The sequence below is a fragment of the Pseudomonas sp. SK3(2021) genome, assembly GCF_016772375.1.
In the GTDB taxonomy this organism is placed as follows: Bacteria; Pseudomonadota; Gammaproteobacteria; order Pseudomonadales; family Pseudomonadaceae; genus Aquipseudomonas; species Aquipseudomonas chlororaphis_I.
The window spans coordinates 4136895-4154134 of sequence record NZ_CP061943.1; the positions used below are offsets into that span (position 1 = coordinate 4136895).

The window sequence follows — 17240 nt, forward strand, 5'->3', positions numbered from 1 at the left end:
TCGCGTGGCGAAAGGCTGCCTATCGGGATGAGTCTCCGGGTGGTTTTCCGGGGTAGGTATCCGGGGGTGGGGAGGCATGCCTGGTTCGTCGGTACTCCTGCGGTCAGTGGGTTCAATCCTTCATCTGCAAAGCCCACTGCCGGGCATACAGCCCGTCCAGGGCGAGCAGCTGTTCGTGGGAGCCCTGTTCGAGCACCCGTCCCTGGTCGATGACCAGGATGCGGTCGGCGTGGCGCAGGGTATTGAGGCGATGGGCGACGCTGATCACCGTGCGGCCGCGGGTGATGCCTTGCAGGTTGGCCATCACCGCCGCTTCCGACTCGTAGTCCAGGGCGCTGGTGGCCTCGTCCAGCAACAGGATCCCGGGGTTGGTGAGCAGGGCCCGGGCCAGGGCGATGCGCTGGCGCTGGCCGCCGGACAGCTGGCCGCCGCGCTCGCCGACCTGGGTCTCGTAGCCCTGGGCCAGGGCTTCGATAAAGGACGCCGCCCCCGCCAGGCTGGCGGCCTGGCGCACCTCGGCATCGCTGGCCTGGGGCCGGCACAGGCGGATGTTTTCCGCGACGCTGCCGGCGAACAGCACGCTTTCCTGGAGCACCACGCTCATGTTGCGGCGCAGGGCCACCGGGTCGGCGATGGCCAGGTCGATGCCGTCCACCAGCACCCGGCCGTGCTGGGGCACATAGAGCCGCTGGAGCAGGCGGGTCAGGGTCGACTTGCCGGAGCCGGAAGGCCCGGTGATGCCGACGAACTCCCCCGGCCGGATCTCCAGGTCGAGGTTGCGCAGGATCTCCTGGCCGTCTTCCTCGTAACGAAAGCGCACCCCCTGGAAACTCACCCCGCCCTGCAACGCCGGCACCGAGGCCAGGCCGCCGCTGCCGCTTTCGCACTCGGTGTCGAGAATGTCGCCCAGGCGGCGCAGGGAAATCAGGGTGTGCTGGAAGTCCTGCCAGACCTGGGCCAGGCGCAGGATCGGCTCCACCACATGCCCGGCCAGCATGTTGAAGGCCACCAGTTGGCCGGGGCTCAACTGGCCGTCCAGCACCAGCATCACCCCCCACCACAGCAACAGCGCCGCGGTGAGTTTCTGGATCAGGCCAATGCCCTGCCCGGCCCAGATGCCGACGATGCGCGTGTGGAACGCCGCGCGCACATAAGCCGCCAACTGCCGTTGCCACTGCTGCTGGAAGCCGCTTTCGATGGCCCCGGTCTTGATGGTCTCGATGCCGGTCACGGCCTCAGTGAGAAACGCCGTGTTCGCCGCATTCGCCTCGTATTCGCGCAGCGCCCGGCTGCGCAACAAGGGCCCGACGCACAGCCAGAACAGGAAGTACAAGACCAGGGAACCGACCACCACCCACGTCAGTAACGGCGCGTAGGCATACATCACGGCGATGAACAGCCCGCAGAAGGCCAGGTCCAGCACCAGGGTCAGGGCCGAGCCGGTGAGGAACTGGCGGATCTGTTGCATCTCGCCGACCCGGGCGATGATTTCGCCGGTCTGCCGGCCCTGGAAATACCCCAGCGGCAGCTGGATCAGATGCTGGTAGAGGCGCGCGGACAACTCGGCGTTGATCTTGCTCGCCACATTGCCGAACAGCCAGGAACGCAGGAAGCCGAACAAGGGCTCGAACAACGCCAGGGCCAGCATGGCGATGCCCAGCACCTGCAGGCTGGACAGGCCGCGGCTGACCAGGACCCGGTCGATGATGTTCTCGAACAGCAGCGGCGTGACCAGCGCCACCCCTTGCAGCATCAGCGACACCAGCAGCACGCTGCGAAACTGCCGCCCGTGCTTGAGGATCGACGGCAGGAACCAGCCAATACCAAAACCCGGCGCCTTGCGCTCGACATGCTGCTCGGCGAGCAGCAGCACCTGGCCTTGCCAGAGCGTTTCAAGCTCCTCGCGAGACAAGCTCTGGCACTGCCCCAGCAGCGGCCAGAACAACCGCACCTGATCAGCGTCCACCGCGTCCAGCACCGCCCAGCCCTGGGTGGTTTCCAGCAAGGCCGGCAGCGGCAGGTGCTGCAAGCGCCGCACCTGGCTTTGCACGGCCCGCGCCCGCAGGCCGATCCAGCCGGCGCAGCGCCGCAGATCGAGGCTGTCGGCCAGGCCCTCGACCCGCCCCAGACGATGGTTCAGTTGCTCGGCGCTGATGCTCAGGTCGAAACGCCGGGCGGCCCAGGCCAGCGCGTGCAAGCCGGTATCGAGCACCGTCGGCGACTGTTCGGCCGCGGGCGTGAAGGCTGTGGTCATGCTCAACGCTCCCGCAACGCTTCGGACTGATACTCGCGGATCGGCCCCAGCAGGTAATTGATCACCCGCCGCTCGCCGGTGCGGATCTCGCCGGTCACGCTCATCCCGGCCTGCAAGGGCATCCAGCCCTGCCCCGCGGCGATCGCGGCCCGCTCCAGGCGAATCCGGGTGGGGAACACCAGGCCCAACTGTTCGTCCTTGATGGCGTCGCCGGAAACATGGTCGACCGTGCCACGCAAGGTGCCGTAGCGGGTGTAGGGAAAGGCGTCGACCTTGATCTCCACCGGCTGGCCGGCCCTGACAAAACCGACGTCCTTGTTCAGCACCATGACCTCGGCATCCAGCTCGGCCCCCTCGGGCACGATCACCAGCAGTTGCTGCGCCGGCTGCACCGCGCCGCCCAGGGTGTGCACCGCCAGTTGCTGGACCACGCCATCCACCGGCGCCAGCAGGGTTTGCAGGCGCTGGCGGTCGCGGCCGCGGATCAGTTGCTGTTCGAGCACCGCGACATCCTGGCGGCTGCGGTTGAGCAGCTCATGCTGCTCGCGCTGGGTCCTGGCCAGGAAGCTGTCGCGTTGCTCCCGGCGGTTCTGTGCCTGGGCCTTGAGCACCTGCAGCTCGGCATGTTGCTGGGCCAGGGAACGCTCGACCTCCAGCTGCTCCTTTTCCTGTTCCAGCAGTTCGACCCGTGGCATCAGTTGTTCGGCCGCCATTGCGCGGCGCGCATCGAGGCGACGGCGCACGTTGCCGGCCAACTTGCCCAGGGCGGCGATCTCGCTGTTGCGGGCCTGCTGGCTGGCCTGGTTGATGGCGATCTCGGCGTTGAGACTGTCGAGGTTGGCGCGGATCTCCTTCCAGGTGCTCGCCAACTGTTCCCGCGCCGCCGCGAGCTGTTCCGCGTCCAGGCCGGGGGGCGCCTGGTAACTGCCCAGCGGGTCCGGGCTCAGCAGCGCGCGGGCCCGGGCCAGCTCCAGGCGCTTGAACGCCAGTTGCGCGCGCAACTCGCTCAATTCGGCGTCGATGCCGATCGGGTTCAGCGCCACCAGCACGTCGCCGGCCTTGACCCGCTGCCCGTCGCGCACATGGATGGCCCGCACTTCCCCCGCCTCATGGGCCTGGATCACCTTGGTGTAGCTGGACACCATCAGGCGCCCGGCGGCGCTGGCGTGAATGTCGAGGAAGCCGAGGATCGCCCAGCCCAGGGCCAGCAGGATCGACAGGATCAATACCAGTGCCGTGCCCCGCGCCCAGGGCGCGGGCGGGCGCTCGACGATCTCCAGGTAACCGGGCTGGAACTCGTACTCGTCGCGGCTGCGCCCGCGCAGCGCCGGTGCCTGGCGCAGGTTGTGCCAGGCGCGCCGCAAAGGGGTCAGGAATGAGCTGCGCATCATTCGGCCTCCTTGCGCAGCGCCTGTTGCAACGTCCACAAGCGTGAATAACAACCGCCGTTGGCCAGCAGCGCGTGGTGGCTGCCCGACTCGCTGATACGCCCCTGCTCCAGGGCGATGATGCGTTGGCAATGGCGGACCGCGGACAGGCGGTGGGCGATGACGATCACCGTGCGACCCTCGGCGATGCGCGCCATGTTGTCCTGGATCAGCGCCTGGGATTCGTCGTCCAGGGCGCTGGTGGCCTCGTCGAAAATCAGGATCCGCGGATCGCCCATCAGCGCCCGGGCAATGGCGATGCGTTGCCGTTGGCCACCGGACAACGAACTGCCGGCCTCGGCCAGCACGGTGTCGTAGCCCAGCGGCAGGCGCAGGATGAAATCATGGGCGCCGGCCAGGCGCGCCGCGGCGATCACGCTTTCCAGGGAAGCCGTAGGATGGCGCAGGGCGATGTTGTGCCGCACGCTGCGGTTGAACAGGTAGTTTTCCTGCAGCACCACGCCGATCTGGCTGCGCAACCAGGCCGGCTGCAACTGCGCAAGCGGCACGCCGTCGATCAGGATGCGCCCGGCATCGGGGGTGTAGAGCTTTTGCAGCAGGCGGGTCAGCGTGCTCTTGCCGGACCCGGACGGCCCGACGATGCCCAGGGTCTGGCCGGCTTCGATATGCAGGTCCAGGCCGCGCAGCACCAGGTCCAGTTCCGGGCGGTAGCGGAACGCCAGTTGCTCGATGCGCACTTCGCCGCGCAGGGCCTGCGCCGGGTGCTGGTCGCCCTCGGCCTGCTCCACCGGCAGGTTGAGCATGTCCCCCAGCTTGTCCACCGACACCCGCACCCGGACGAACTGCTGCCAGACCTCGATCAGCTTGGCCAGGGGCTGGCTGACGTGGGACAGCATCATGTTGAAGGCGATCAACTGGCCGATGGTCATCTGCAGGTCGATGACCTTGCCCGCCCCCCAGCAGATCACCGCCACCGCGGTGACTTTCTGCAACAGCGTGACCATCTGGCTGATCGCGCTGCCCAGGGTCTGGCTGGCGAAACCGGCCTCGACCATCTGCGCCGTCTGCGCCTCCCAGCGCCGTTGCATGCGCGGCTCCACCGCCAGGCTCTTGATGGTTTCACTGCTGCTGACGCTTTCATTGAGAAAGGCCGTGTTGCGCGCGGCGCTGTGGAACTGCCGCTCGATGCGCTTCTCCAGCGGCCCGCTGCTGGCCCAGGCCAGCAGCCCATACAGCGGCAGGGTCGCCAGCACCAGCAGCGTCAACGGCCAGGAGATCCAGGCCATGACCGCGAAGAACACCAGGGTGAAGGCCACATCCACGCACAGGGTCAGCAGGGAACCGGTGAGGAACTCGCGGATGCTGTCCAGCTCCTGGACCCGGGTGATGATCGCGCCTACTTGACGCTGCTTGAAGTACAGCAGCGGCAGGCCGAGCAGATGGCGGAACAGCTTGACCCCCAGGCCGATGTCGATGCGATTGGCGGTGTGCGCCGAGAGGTATTCGCGCAAGCCCTTGAGCAGCACTTCGAACAGGCCGACCGCCACCAGGGTCATCACCAGCACGTCGAGGGTCGACAGCGCCCGGTGCACCATGACCTTGTCCATCACCGCCTGGAAGAACAACGGAGTCGCCAGGGCCAACACTTGCAGCAGCAACGAGCACAACAACACTTCACCGAGTATCCGCCGGTGGCGCAGCAGCTCCGGAACGAACCAGGACAGATCGAAGCGCAGGCCGCCCTGGCGCAGGCGGATCACTTCGCCGCTCCACGCCTCGGCCAACTGCGCACGCTCGAGCACCTCCGGGGTCGGCGCCGAAGGTCGTTGCACCAGCGCCTGGGCGTCGGACAGCCGGGCCAGCAGGACGAAAGCGCCACCGCGCTCACGCCAGACCAGGGGCAGCATCTTCGGACTCAGCCGGGCCAGCGCCAGACGCTCGAGGCGCAGTTCGACGCCGGCGTCCCGGGCGTAGTCCTTGACTGCCCGACGCAGGTCACGCTCGTTTCCCGGTTCGGCGGCCTGTGGCGCACGCTCCCGGGTCAGTTGCAGCAGCAGTTGGCAACAGGCCAGGGCCGAATGGACGGCCGCCGTGGCGGAGCGCTCCGCCATGGCGGGACATTCGACAGGGGCTGGCAGCGGGGGTGTTGCGGGATTGACTGGCATAGATCGCTCGTTTCAAGACCCTCGCGGCAAGAACAAGGGTGCATGGAGATACGAAACCAGTCTGCGGCAGCTGCGCGGGAATGATAATCAGCCGCAGGATTGAAAGCTTTTAAGCAAAACTTAATCAACCGCAACGCCACCTCGGGCTCGGGTGGCCGGTCATATTCCAGGCAAAAAAAAACCGGACTCGCGTCCGGCTTTCTGTCAGCTCATGGCTCAGGCGGCATCCGGCCTGTGCATCAGCACCCGGGTCACCCGCCGCTCCTCCACCGTCACCACCTGCAGCGTCCAGTCCTGCCATTGCAACCGGTCGCCAATCACCGGCAAGCGGTCCAGCAGGCTCATCACCAGCCCGGCCAGGGTCTGGTAGTCCTCGGTGGCTTCGGCGTTGAAGCCGGTGCGCTGGCGGATCTGCGCCAGGTTCAAGGCGCCGCTGACCATGAAACCACCCTGTTCCTCGACAATGTCCGGGCCTTCGATTTCGCTGGCGTCGGGCAGCTCGCCGGCGATGGATTCGAGGATGTCGGTCATGCTCAGCACGCCGACGAAGTCACCGAATTCGTTGATCACGAACGCGATGTGGGTCGAAGCCTTGCGCATCTGTTCCAGGGCATTGAGGATCGAGAAGCTGTCGAGCAGGTTGATCGCCGTGCGCGCCAGGTGCTCCAGGTTCGGCTCGTTGCCGGCCAGGTATTCCTTGAGCAGTTCCTTCTTGTGCACGAAGCCCAGCGGCTCTTCCACCGCGCCGTCGCGAATCAGCGGCAGGCGCGAGTAGGACGAATGCATCAGGGTGTTGCGGATGGCTTCGGCATCGTCGGCCAGGTCGATGCAGTCGACGTTGGCGCGCACGGTCATCAGGCTGCGGATCGGTCGCTCGGCCAGTTGCAGCACGCCGCTGATCATCACCCGCTCGCGGCGGTCGAACAGCTCGGCGCTCGGCGCCTGGCCATTGTCCAGCAGGTCGACGATCTCCTCGCCCACCTCCTCCGCCGCCAACTGGCGACCGCCCAGCAAACGCATCACCGCATGGGCCGTGCGTTCCCGTATCGGCCGCAGGCCCTGCATGGATTTCTTGCGGCGGGCACGGGCGATCTGGTTGAACCCCTCGATCAGGATCGAGAAACCGATGGCCGCGTACAGGTAGCCTTTGGGAATGTGGAAGCCCAGGCCTTCGGCGGTCAGGGCAAAACCGATCATCATCAAGAAGCCCAGGCACAGCATGATCACCGTCGGGTGGGCGTTGACGAAGCGGGTCAGCGGCTTGCTGGCGACAATCATCAGGCCGATGGAAATGATCACCGCGATCATCATCACCGCCAGCTCGTCGACCATGCCCACGGCGGTGATCACCGCGTCCAGGGAGAACACCGCGTCCAGCACCACGATCTGCGCGACGATCGGCCAGAACAGGGCGTAAGCGGCGTTGCCGGTGCGCTGGCTGACATGGCCTTCCAGGCGCTCATGCAATTCCATGGTGGCCTTGAACAACAGGAACACACCCCCGAACAGCATGATCAGGTCACGGCCGGAGAAGCTCTTGCCGAACACCTCGAACAGCGGCGCGGTCAGGGTCACCAACCAGGAAATGCTCGCCAGCAGGCCCAGGCGCATGATCAGCGCCAGGGACAGGCCGATGATCCGCGCGCGGTCACGCTGGTGGGGCGGCAACTTGTCCGCGAGGATCGCGATAAACACCAGGTTGTCGATACCCAGCACCAGCTCCAGCACGATCAGGGTCAACAGGCCAAGCCAGGCCGTGGGGTCCATTATCCATTCCATAAAATCGACTCTATCTCTCCAGTGAATTCAGACAGCCGGGCACGGCAAGGCAAGGCCACAAGGCCTTTGAACAGCGAACGCAGGCCAGCGCCCAACGGTTGCGACAACCGGCGGCGAGCAGCGAAAAACAGCAGGTTCGGGGTAACGGCCGCGCCTTATGACTGGCGAAAGGCGCCGCGAGGCGGATCGAACGGGGAAAGAATGAGACGTCCAGGAACAAGGACGACTGGGAGGCTCCGAGAGGGTGTTCATGCAAGTCCTGTGAAGAAAAACGGACTTGAATCCTACAACCTCAAGGGAAATTTCCTATGAGGAAATCATTTCAAGATCTTATCGGGGGCTGCCCGGACCCGCGCCATCGCGAGCCGGCCCGCTCCTGCAAAGGCGATTTTCTGCAAGAGCGGGCTGGTTCATGATGCGCCCTGACGACCTCAGCCCTTACGCGTCGCATCGTCCAGCGCAAGGATGGTATGGGCATTGGTCACGGTGGTCGCCAGGGTATTGATCACCCCGGAGCGCAAGGCGCCGAGGGTCGCGGCGGCCTTGGTGTTCTCACTAGCGATGGCCACCACATCGGGAATGCGCAGCAGCTCCTGCACGGTCAGGCCGATCACCCGGCCCTGGATGGCGTTGACCGCCGGCTGGCCATGAATGTCGATGAAGTCGTAGCCCATCATGTCGCCCACGGTACCGGACAGCCGCGCCTGGGCGATTTCCTGGGGCGAGAACCAGCCCATGCGCACCATGTTGCTGTTCTCGCTCATGTCGCCGATGCCGATCAACGCGATGTCGGCGCGCCGGGCGCGGTCCAGGGTCGAGCGCACGGTGTCGTTGCTGATCAGCACGCTGCGCAGTTCCGGGTTGGCCACCAGCGCCGGGGCGTACAGGGTTTCGCTCTCCGCGCCGAAACGCAGGGCCAGGCGCCGGCAGATATGGTCGGGGTTCATGTACTCGCCGGCGCGCAACGAGCCGCCGATGGCGCAGACGAAGGTGCAGTTGCGGGTCACCGGCAGGAACACGTTGTCGGCCACCGCGCCGACATTGCGGCCCATGCCGACGGCGACGATCATGCCATCGCTCAGGGTCTTGTTCAGGTAGTTGGCCACCAGGCTGGCCACCGCCGAGCGCTGGGTGTCGGGGTCGCTGTGGTCGACCGCGATCAGCGCCCGATCCAGCTGGAAACGCTCCACCAGCGCCTGCTCCAGCTCGTTGTTCATCGCCGGATGCTGCAGCACCCGGACTTCGACTATGCCTTCGTCCCGCGCTCGCTTGAGCAGGCGGCTGACCTTGGCCCGGGACAGATCGAAGCGCTTGGCGATGGCCTCCTGAGTGACGTTCTCAAGGTAATAGAGCATCGCCACCTCGGTCATCAGATCGATGTCGCTGGCTCCGCGCGGGGTACTGTCACTCATGTGGACTGGCTTCCGTATGGGCATCAAAGGCGCATTCTCTCTAGTCGATGCAGGTCGCGTCTACAGCCGGTTCCGACCCATGGGCAGCGCGCTCCACGGCAGCCGGCGCCTACCGGTGGCCATCGCGCTCGATGGCGTTGATCCGCTCGACCTTGACCCCCGAGCGCGCGGACTCGAACTCCGACTCGAGGAACGACTTGACGATGCTCTTGGCCAGCTCGGCCCCCACCACCCGCGCGCCGATGGAGAGAATCTGTGCATCGTTGCTCTTGCGTGCGCGCTCGGCCGAATAGGTGTCGTGGGCCTGGGCCGCGCGGATGCCCGGCACCTTGTTGGCCGAGATGGCCATGCCGATGCCTGTCCCGCAGACCAGCACCCCCAGACGGTGATGCCCGGCGCCGATGGCCGTGGCCACCGCCAGGGCAATGTCCGGATAGAGCACCGGCTCCAGGGAATGGGTGCCGAAATCCTCCACCGGATGGCCCAGGGTCTCGATATGGCGCTTGAGCAACTCCTTGAGTTCGAAACCCGCTTCATCACATCCGATGGCCACTGAAAAGGCTGTGTTCATGGCATTTCGCTCCGCTGTCTGGGTGAGAGCAAGACTGATCATATGATCACTGTATGAAACTTTGTTCAGTCATTTCTCAAGCATTCACCCCCTTACTGTCAAGCAGGATTTACCTGACAGCCGAGTCAAAGCCCTACACAAAGGGTTACGAAAGCATGAATGACCGCCGATACAGATTTACCTTGAAAGAGATTGACTGATCAGAATTTCATTTGATACACATATGATCACAGCGAAACATGACTCTGCGACCTAATAAGAATTCACAGCACGAGGACACGCCGATGGCCACGCCATTACTGCTCCAGGCTGAACATGTCGCCAAGGCCTATGCCGGGATCCCTGCCCTGCGCGATGGCCGCCTCGCCCTGCGCGCCGGCAGCGTGCACGCCCTGTGCGGCGGCAACGGCGCGGGCAAATCCACCTTCCTCAGCATCCTGATGGGCATCACCCAGCGTGACGCCGGCAGCATTGCGCTCAATGGCCGCCCGGTGCAGTTCAGCCGCCCCGGCGAGGCGCTGGCCGCCGGGGTGGCGATGATCACCCAGGAACTGGAACCCATTCCCTACATGAGCGTCGCCGAGAACATCTGGCTCGGCCGCGAACCACGCCGCGCCGGCTGCATCGTCGACCGCAAGGCCCTCAAGCGGCGCACCCGCGAGCTGCTCGAAAGCCTGGAGTTCGAGGTCGACCCCGACAGCCCCATGCACCGCCTGAGCGTGGCCCAGGTGCAACTGGTGGAAATCGCCAAGGCCTTCAGCCATGACTGCCAGGTGATGATCATGGACGAACCGACCTCGGCCATCGGCGAGCGCGAAGCCGAGACCCTGTTCAAGGCCATCCGCCGCCTCACCGCCCGCGGCGCCGGGATCGTCTATGTCTCGCACCGCTTGAGCGAGCTGGCGCAGATCGCCGACGACTACAGCATCTTCCGCGACGGCGCCTTCGTCGAAAGCGGGCGCATGGCCGACATCGATCGCGCCCACCTGGTGCGCGGCATCGTCGGCCAGGAACTGCAACGCATCGACCACAAGGTCGGGCGCGAATGCGCGGCGCACAATTGCCTGGAAGTCCAGGGCCTGAGCCGCGACGGCGAGTTCCAGGACATCAGCCTGCAACTGCGCCAGGGCGAGATTCTCGGCATCTACGGCCTGATGGGTTCGGGCCGCAGCGAATTCCTCAACTGCCTCTATGGCCTCACCGAGCCCGACGCCGGCACGGTCAGCCTGCAAGGCCAGCCGCTGCCGGTCGGCGCACCGGCGGCGACCATTCGCGCCGGCCTGTCGCTGGTCACCGAAGACCGCAAGGACAGCGGCCTGGTGCTCAGCGCCAGCATCCTTTCCAACATTGCCCTGTCGGCCTACCCGCGGCTGTCGAGCTGGTCGCTGATCAACGCCCGCAAGGAACAGGCGCTGGCCCGGGACATGGTCAAGCGCCTGCAGATCAAGGTCTCCTCCCTGGACCTGCCGGTGGCCTCCATGAGCGGCGGCAACCAGCAGAAGGTGGTACTCGCCAAGTGCCTGTCGACCCAGCCGGTGTGCCTGCTGTGCGACGAACCGACCCGGGGCATCGACGAAGGCGCCAAGCAGGAGATCTATCACCTGCTGGACGAGTTTGTGCGGGCTGGCGGCGCGGCCATAGTGGTCTCCTCCGAAGCCCCGGAACTGCTCCACCTGAGCGATCGCATCGCAGTGTTCAAGGGCGGCCGCCTGGTCACCATCAGCACCGATACCGCTCTTTCCCAGGAAGCCCTGCTGAGTCTCGCCTCATGAATGCCAAGACCCTTGTCACCCCCGCCGCCACACCCACCTCCACCGCCGTCGGCCCGGCACCCCGCAGCCGCCTGCGCCTGGCCCTCGACCGCTTCGGCCTGCCGCTGGTATTCATCCTGCTGTGCGTGGTCATGGCCTTCGCCAGCGAGTACTTCATGACCTGGCGCAACTGGATGGACATCCTGCGCCAGACCTCGATCAACGGCATTCTCGCGGTGGGCATGACCTACGTGATCCTGACCAAGGGCATCGACCTCTCGGTGGGCTCGATCCTCGCCTTCGCCGGCCTGTGCAGCGCCCTGGTGGCCACCCAGGGCTACGGGCTGCTGGCCGCGGTCAGCGCCGGGATGTTCGCCGGGGCGATGCTCGGGATGGTCAACGGTTTCATGGTCGCCAACCTGTCGATCCCGCCCTTTGTCGCCACCCTCGGCATGCTCAGCATCGCCCGCGGCATGACCTTCATTCTCAACGACGGCAGCCCGGTCACCGACCTGCCGGAAAACTACCTGGCCCTGGGCATCGGCAAGATCGGCCCGGTGGGCGTGCCGGTCGCGATCTTCGCCGTGGTCGCGCTGATCTTCTGGATGGTCCTGCGCTACACCACCTACGGCCGCTACGTGTACGCCGTGGGCGGCAACGAAAAGAGCGCCCGCACCTCGGGGATCGGCGTACGCAAGGTGATGTTCTCGGTGTACGTGGTTTCGGGCCTGCTGGCGGGCCTGGCCGGCGTGGTGCTCTCGGCCCGCACCACCTCCGCCCTGCCCCAGGCCGGCACGTCCTACGAACTGGACGCCATCGCCGCGGTGGTGATCGGCGGCACCAGCCTCTCCGGCGGCACCGGCAGCATCGTCGGCACCCTGTTCGGCGCCCTGTTGATCGGCGTGATCAACAACGGCCTGAATCTGCTCGGGGTGTCCTCCTATTACCAGCAAGTCGCCAAGGGTTTGATCATCGTGTTCGCGGTGCTCATCGATGTCTGGCGCAAGAAGAAACCTTGAATCCCCCCGTCCTTTCCATGGCCATGACTACAACAATAACGGAGTTCCCCATGAAACGTTCCCCTACCCCCTTTGGCACCTCCCTGTTCGCCCTGGCCACGGCCTCCCTGCTCGCCAGCGGCATGGCCCTGGCCGAGGGCAAGACCTACAGGATCGGCGCCGCGGTCTACGGCCTCAAGGGCCAGTTCATGCAGAACTGGGTACGCGAGTTGAAACAGCATCCGGCGGTCAAGGACGGCACGGTGCAGATCACCGTGTTCGACGGCAACTACGACGCCCTGACCCAGAACAACCAGATCGAAACCATGGTCACCCAGCGCTACGACGCGATCATCTTCGTGCCGATCGACACCAAGGCCGGCGTCGGCGCCGTGGCCCGCGCCCAGGAAAACGACATTCCGGTGATCGCCTCCAATACCAAGGTCGCCAGCGCCAGCGTGCCCTATGTCGGCAACGACGACGTCGAGGGCGGCCGCCTGCAGGCCCAGGCCATGGTCGACAAGCTCCAGGGCAAGGGCAACGTGGCAATCATCCAGGGCCCGATCGGCCAGTCGGCACAGATCGACCGCGAGAAAGGCGAGATGGAAGTGCTGAAGAAGAACTCCGGGATCAAGGTCATCGAAATGAAGACCGCCAACTGGTCCCGCGCCGAGGCCTTGTCGCTGACCGAGGACTGGCTCAATGCCCACCCCAACGGCGGCATCTCCGGGATCATCGCGCAGAACGACGACATGGCCCTCGGCGCCCTGCAGGCCGTGAAGTCCCGCGGCCTGTCGCCGAGCGACGTGCCGGTGACCTCCATCGACGGCATGCCGGATGCGATCCAGGCGGCGAAAAAAGGCGACATCACCACCTTCCTGCAAGACGCCCAGGCCCAGGCCCAGGGTGCCCTGGACGTGGCCCTGCGCACCCTGGCCGGCAAGGACTACAAGCCGCAGTCGGTGATCTGGGAGCGTTATGCCCAGGACGTGAAATGGGCCGACGGCACCGACAAGCTGTACATCCTGCCGTGGGTGCCGGTGACCAACGCCAACGCCGATGCGCTGTACCAGCAGGTCGCCGGCAGCAAATAACTTCCCTGCGGGAGCGAGGTTGCCCCGCGATGGCGTCCTTCCAGTCGACGCATGCGTGACCATGAATCCGCCATCGCGGGCAAGCCTCGCTCCTACAGCCACTCATTCGCCATACAGGAGTCAACATCATGTCCGGATTCTGGGATCAGGCCTTCGACCTCAGCGGCCGCTGCGCGGTGATCACCGGCGGCGCCGCCGGGATCGGCCTGGCCTGCGCCACGCTGCTGGTGGAGCGCGGCGCCAAGGTCGCGCTGCTGGATCGCGACCCGGAGGTCGTCGAGATCGCCGCGCGCCTCGGCGGCGGGCACCTGGGGCTGGCCCTCGACCTGCGCCAGCTGGACCAGGTGCAGCATGCCGTGGACCGGGTCGCCGAGTACTTCGGGCGCCTGGATTTCCTGGTCAACAGCGCCGGCGTCGCCCTGCTGGACAAGGCCCTGGAAGTCAGTGAAAGCGCCTGGGACACCACCCTGGACATCAACCTCAAGGCCAGCTTTTTCGTTGCCCAGGCCTGCGCCCGGCACATGCTCGAACGAGGCAGCGGACGCATCGTCAACCTCGCTTCACAGGCCGCCGTCATCGGCCTGGACCGGCACGTGGCCTATTGCGCGAGCAAGGCCGCGGTGGTGGGCATGACCAAGGTCCTGGCCATGGAATGGGCCGCCCACGGCATCAACGTCAACGCTATCTCGCCGACCATCGTCGAGACCGCCCTGGGCAAGAAGGCCTGGGCCGGCGAACTGGGCGAGCGGGCCAAATTACAGATCCCGGTCGGCCGTTTCGCCCAGCCCGAGGAAATCGCCGGGTTGGTGCTGTACCTGCTCAGCGACGCCGCACAGATGATCACCGGGGAGAACGTGGTGATCGATGGCGGCTACAGCATCCAGTAATCGAGCGTTACTCCCATTCTTGCAGTGAGGCCCGTCGTTATGTCCACCTTGCCCGCCGAACACCTGTCACCCGAGATTCCCAGCACCATGCAGGCCGTGGTCTGCCATGGCCCCGAAGACTACCGCCTGGAACAGGTGCCGGTGCCGACACCCGGCCCGGACGAAATCCTGACCAAGGTCGAGCTGTGCGGCATTTGCATGGGCGACATCAAGACCTACCGTGGCGCCCCCTCCTTCTGGGGCGACGCCGAGCAGCCGCGCTACGTCAAGCCGCCGATGATTCCCGGCCATGAGTTCGTCTGCCGCGTGGTGGCCCTGGGGCCGGGCGCGGAAAAACGCGGGGTGCGGGTCGGCGACCGGGTGATCTCCGAACAGATAGTGCCGTGCTGGGGCTGCCGCTTCTGCAACCACGGCCAGTACTGGATGTGCCAGAAGCACGACCTGTACGGCTTCCAGAACAATGTCCAGGGCGCCATGGCGCAGTACATGATTTTCACCAAGGAAGGCATCGTGCACAAAGTGCCGGACGAGATTCCGCCGGACGAAGCCATCCTCATCGAACCTTTGGCCTGCTCGCTGCACGCCGCCGAGCGTGCCGATGTCGGTTTCGACGACACCGTGGTGGTGGCCGGCGCCGGCACCCTGGGGCTGGGCATCATCGGCGCGGTCCGGATGCGCAACCCCAAGCGCCTGATCGTCCTCGACATGAAGCCCGAGCGCGCCGAACTGGCCCTGCGCCTGGGCGCCGATGAAGTCTGGAACCCGGCCCAGGAGAACGTGCTGGAGAAGATTCGCGCGATCACCGACGGCTACGGTTGCGACATCTATATCGAAGCCACCGGTCATCACAAGGCCGTCAACCAGGGCCTGGCGATGCTGCGCAAGCTCGGGCGCTTCGTTGAGTTCAGCGTGTTCAACGACGAAGCCACGGTGGACTGGTCGATCATTGGCGACCGCAAGGAGCTGGATGTGCTCGGCTCGCACCTGGGGCCCTACATGTACCCACGGGCCATCGACTTTATCGGCAAGCGCAAGATCGACATGCGCGACGTGGTCACCCACACCTTCGCCCTGGCCGACTTCAAGCAGGCCTTCGCGGTGATGGAGCGCGGCGACCGATCATTGAAGGTGGTGCTCAAGCCCTGAGGCACCACTGCCTTCCAACCGGTTCGCCGACAAGCCCGCCCCCGCGGACTCTCCCACTCCCTCCACGGGAGGCGAGCTTGCCGGCGATTCACTGCACAGCCGTGCAGCTAACAGGAACAAGGAAACCGCGTCATGAATCGAGTGATCAACGATCCGGACCAGGTGGTCGAGGACATGCTGCAAGGCATACTCGTGGCCCACCCCGAACTGGCCCAATACGAGGCCAACCCACGGGTCATCCGCAAACGCCACCTCTCGCAGGCCGACCAGGTGGGTATCGTCACCGGCGGCGGCTCCGGCCATGAGCCGGCCTTTCTCGGTTATGTCGGCCCCGGCTTGGTGGACGCCGTGGCGGTCGGCGAAATCTTCTCCTCGCCCACCGCCAAAAGCTTCTTCGACGCCTTCCGCGCCGCCGACCAGGGCGCGGGCGTGGCCTGCCTGTACGGCAACTACGCCGGCGACAACATGAACGTCAAGCTGGCGATGAAAATGGCGGCCAGCAAGGACATGCGGATCCGCACCGTGGTGGCCAACGATGATGTGGCCTCCGCGCCCCGTGAAGAGATCGGCAAACGCCGCGGCGTGGCGGGCGAGATCTTCATGTGGAAAGTCGGCGGCGCGGCGGCGGCCAAAGGTTATGACCTGGACGGGGTGATCGGCGTCGCGCAAAAGGCCGTCGACCAGTGCCGCTCCATCGGTGTCGGCCTCACGCCCTGCACCATTGCCGCGGTGGGCAAGCCGAACTTCCAGATCGCCGACGGCATGATGGAGCTGGGCATCGGCCACCATGGCGAACCCGGCATCCAGGTCGTGCCGGTCGAGTCCGCCGCCGCCATGGCCGAGCGCATGCTCGCGCCGATCCTCGCCGATCGCGACTTCAGCCGCGACGACAGCCTGGTGGTGCTGGTCTCCGGCCTCGGCGCCACGCCGGTGATGGAGCTGTATATCTTCTACGCCGAAGTCGAGCGCCAACTTCGGGCCAGGGGCCTGAAGATCCATCGCTGCTATGTCGGCAACTACTTCACCTCCCTGGAAATGATGGGCGTGACCCTGACCCTGCTGGGCCTGGATGCCGAGCTGAAAACCCTGATCGACCAACCCTGCCGCTCCATCGGCATGACCCAGGCGGAGTGAACCATGAGCCAGCATTTTTCCAGCCTCGACGGCGGCGCCATCGTCAACGACCTGGTGACGGTGATAGTCGCCAACCGTGAATACCTCAGCGAAGTGGACGGCGCCATCGGCGACGGCGATCACGGCATCAACATGGCCAAGGGTTTCGCCCACTGCGGCCGGGCCCTCGCCGGTCGCCAACCGGACCTGGCCGAGGCCCTCGACGAATTGACCCTGAGCCTGATGGAAGGCATCGGCGGCTCCATGGGCCCGCTCTACGGCAGCCTGTTTATCGGCATGGCCGACGAAGTCCGCGGCTGCCAGCAGATCGATGCCGCCCGCTTCGCCCGGCTATTGCGCGGCGGGTTGACCTCATTGCAGGACATCACCGACGCCGGGGTGGGCGACAAGTGCCTGATGGATACGCTGATTCCCGCCGTGGAGGCGTTCGAACAGGCCGCGGCCGGCGGCGCCTCGTTCAAGGAGGCCCTGCAGCGGATGAAAAGCGCGGCCTCCCAGGGCCGGGATTCGACCCGTGACCTGGTGGCGAAGATCGGCCGTGCCAGCCGCCTGGGCGAGCGCTCGCTGGGGGCACTGGATGCCGGCGCCGTGTCCTGCTGCCTGATCCTCACGCAGTTGGCGGACTCGGTGGAACCGCGCCTGATCTGAAGCACCGCGCGAG

At 65.8% G+C, this 17240-nt stretch carries 13 protein-coding genes; 7 read left to right on the plus strand and 6 right to left on the minus strand.

What is annotated here, in order from left to right:
* Window positions 1-112: 112 nt before the first annotated feature.
* From IF690_RS18075 to rpiB, 6 genes are all read right to left on the minus strand, one after another.
* The gene (locus IF690_RS18075; RefSeq protein ID WP_202696776.1) at window positions 113-2254 is read right to left on the minus strand and encodes a type I secretion system permease/ATPase; all 2142 of its coding nucleotides are present in this window, start codon (window positions 2252-2254) and stop codon (window positions 113-115) included.
* Between the two features lie 2 nt (window positions 2255-2256).
* Window positions 2257-3642, minus strand: a complete 1386-nt coding sequence (locus tag IF690_RS18080; RefSeq protein ID WP_252189495.1) for an HlyD family type I secretion periplasmic adaptor subunit — start codon at window positions 3640-3642, stop codon at window positions 2257-2259.
* Window positions 3642-5753, minus strand: a complete 2112-nt coding sequence (locus IF690_RS18085) for a peptidase domain-containing ABC transporter (RefSeq protein ID WP_202696778.1) — start codon at window positions 5751-5753, stop codon at window positions 3642-3644. Before IF690_RS18085 ends, IF690_RS18080 begins: the two co-directional genes overlap by 1 nt.
* A 270-nt stretch (window positions 5754-6023) precedes the next feature.
* Window positions 6024-7586, minus strand: coding sequence for a TerC family protein (locus IF690_RS18090; RefSeq protein ID WP_202696779.1), 1563 nt, complete (start codon window positions 7584-7586; stop codon window positions 6024-6026).
* Window positions 7587-8017: 431 nt separating this feature from the next.
* Entirely contained in the window at window positions 8018-8998 is a 981-nt protein-coding gene (locus tag IF690_RS18095; protein ID WP_202696780.1) for a sugar-binding transcriptional regulator, read from the minus strand.
* A gap of 109 nt (window positions 8999-9107) precedes the next feature.
* Window positions 9108-9569, minus strand: coding sequence for a ribose 5-phosphate isomerase B (gene rpiB, locus IF690_RS18100; RefSeq protein WP_202696781.1), 462 nt, complete (start codon window positions 9567-9569; stop codon window positions 9108-9110).
* Between the two features lie 284 nt (window positions 9570-9853).
* Here rpiB and IF690_RS18105 point away from each other — a divergent pair, with 284 nt between their 5' ends.
* The 7 genes from IF690_RS18105 (at window position 9854) to dhaL (ending at window position 17227) form a co-directional block, all read left to right on the plus strand.
* Complete coding sequence (locus IF690_RS18105) at window positions 9854-11341, plus strand: sugar ABC transporter ATP-binding protein (RefSeq protein WP_202696782.1); 1488 nt, start codon at window positions 9854-9856, stop codon at window positions 11339-11341.
* The gene (locus IF690_RS18110; protein WP_202696783.1) at window positions 11338-12339 is read left to right on the plus strand and encodes an ABC transporter permease; all 1002 of its coding nucleotides are present in this window, start codon (window positions 11338-11340) and stop codon (window positions 12337-12339) included. The genes IF690_RS18105 and IF690_RS18110 overlap by 4 nt, the downstream gene beginning before the upstream one ends.
* A gap of 50 nt (window positions 12340-12389) precedes the next feature.
* On the plus strand, window positions 12390-13412 hold the full coding sequence (locus tag IF690_RS18115) for a substrate-binding domain-containing protein (RefSeq protein ID WP_202696784.1): 1023 nt from the start codon (window positions 12390-12392) through the stop codon (window positions 13410-13412).
* Window positions 13413-13540: 128 nt separating this feature from the next.
* Complete coding sequence (locus IF690_RS18120; protein ID WP_202696785.1) at window positions 13541-14299, plus strand: SDR family oxidoreductase; 759 nt, start codon at window positions 13541-13543, stop codon at window positions 14297-14299.
* Window positions 14300-14338: 39 nt separating this feature from the next.
* Complete coding sequence (locus IF690_RS18125) at window positions 14339-15445, plus strand: MDR/zinc-dependent alcohol dehydrogenase-like family protein (RefSeq protein ID WP_202696786.1); 1107 nt, start codon at window positions 14339-14341, stop codon at window positions 15443-15445.
* 132 nt (window positions 15446-15577) lie between these two features.
* A complete protein-coding gene (locus IF690_RS18130) occupies window positions 15578-16579 on the plus strand; it encodes a dihydroxyacetone kinase subunit DhaK (RefSeq protein WP_202696787.1) in 1002 nt (333 codons plus the stop codon).
* 3 nt (window positions 16580-16582) lie between these two features.
* Complete coding sequence (gene dhaL, locus IF690_RS18135; RefSeq protein ID WP_202696788.1) at window positions 16583-17227, plus strand: dihydroxyacetone kinase subunit DhaL; 645 nt, start codon at window positions 16583-16585, stop codon at window positions 17225-17227.
* The last annotated feature ends 13 nt before the right edge of the window (window positions 17228-17240 follow it).

Coding starts and splice junctions, on each gene's coding strand:
- dhaL (WP_202696788.1), top strand. CDS start 16,583: ATGAGCCAGCATTTTTCCAGCCTCGACGGCGGCGCCATCGTCAACGAC.
- IF690_RS18105 (WP_202696782.1), top strand. CDS start 9,854: ATGGCCACGCCATTACTGCTCCAGGCTGAACATGTCGCCAAGGCCTAT.
- rpiB (WP_202696781.1), bottom strand. CDS start 9,569: ATGAACACAGCCTTTTCAGTGGCCATCGGATGTGATGAAGCGGGTTTC.
- IF690_RS18130 (WP_202696787.1), top strand. CDS start 15,578: ATGAATCGAGTGATCAACGATCCGGACCAGGTGGTCGAGGACATGCTG.
- IF690_RS18125 (WP_202696786.1), top strand. CDS start 14,339: ATGTCCACCTTGCCCGCCGAACACCTGTCACCCGAGATTCCCAGCACC.
- IF690_RS18085 (WP_202696778.1), bottom strand. CDS start 5,753: ATGGCGGAGCGCTCCGCCACGGCGGCCGTCCATTCGGCCCTGGCCTGT.
- IF690_RS18090 (WP_202696779.1), bottom strand. CDS start 7,586: ATGGAATGGATAATGGACCCCACGGCCTGGCTTGGCCTGTTGACCCTG.
- IF690_RS18110 (WP_202696783.1), top strand. CDS start 11,338: ATGAATGCCAAGACCCTTGTCACCCCCGCCGCCACACCCACCTCCACC.
- IF690_RS18075 (WP_202696776.1), bottom strand. CDS start 2,254: ATGACCACAGCCTTCACGCCCGCGGCCGAACAGTCGCCGACGGTGCTC.
- IF690_RS18080 (WP_252189495.1), bottom strand. CDS start 3,642: ATGCGCAGCTCATTCCTGACCCCTTTGCGGCGCGCCTGGCACAACCTG.
- IF690_RS18095 (WP_202696780.1), bottom strand. CDS start 8,998: ATGAGTGACAGTACCCCGCGCGGAGCCAGCGACATCGATCTGATGACC.
- IF690_RS18120 (WP_202696785.1), top strand. CDS start 13,541: ATGTCCGGATTCTGGGATCAGGCCTTCGACCTCAGCGGCCGCTGCGCG.
- IF690_RS18115 (WP_202696784.1), top strand. CDS start 12,390: ATGAAACGTTCCCCTACCCCCTTTGGCACCTCCCTGTTCGCCCTGGCC.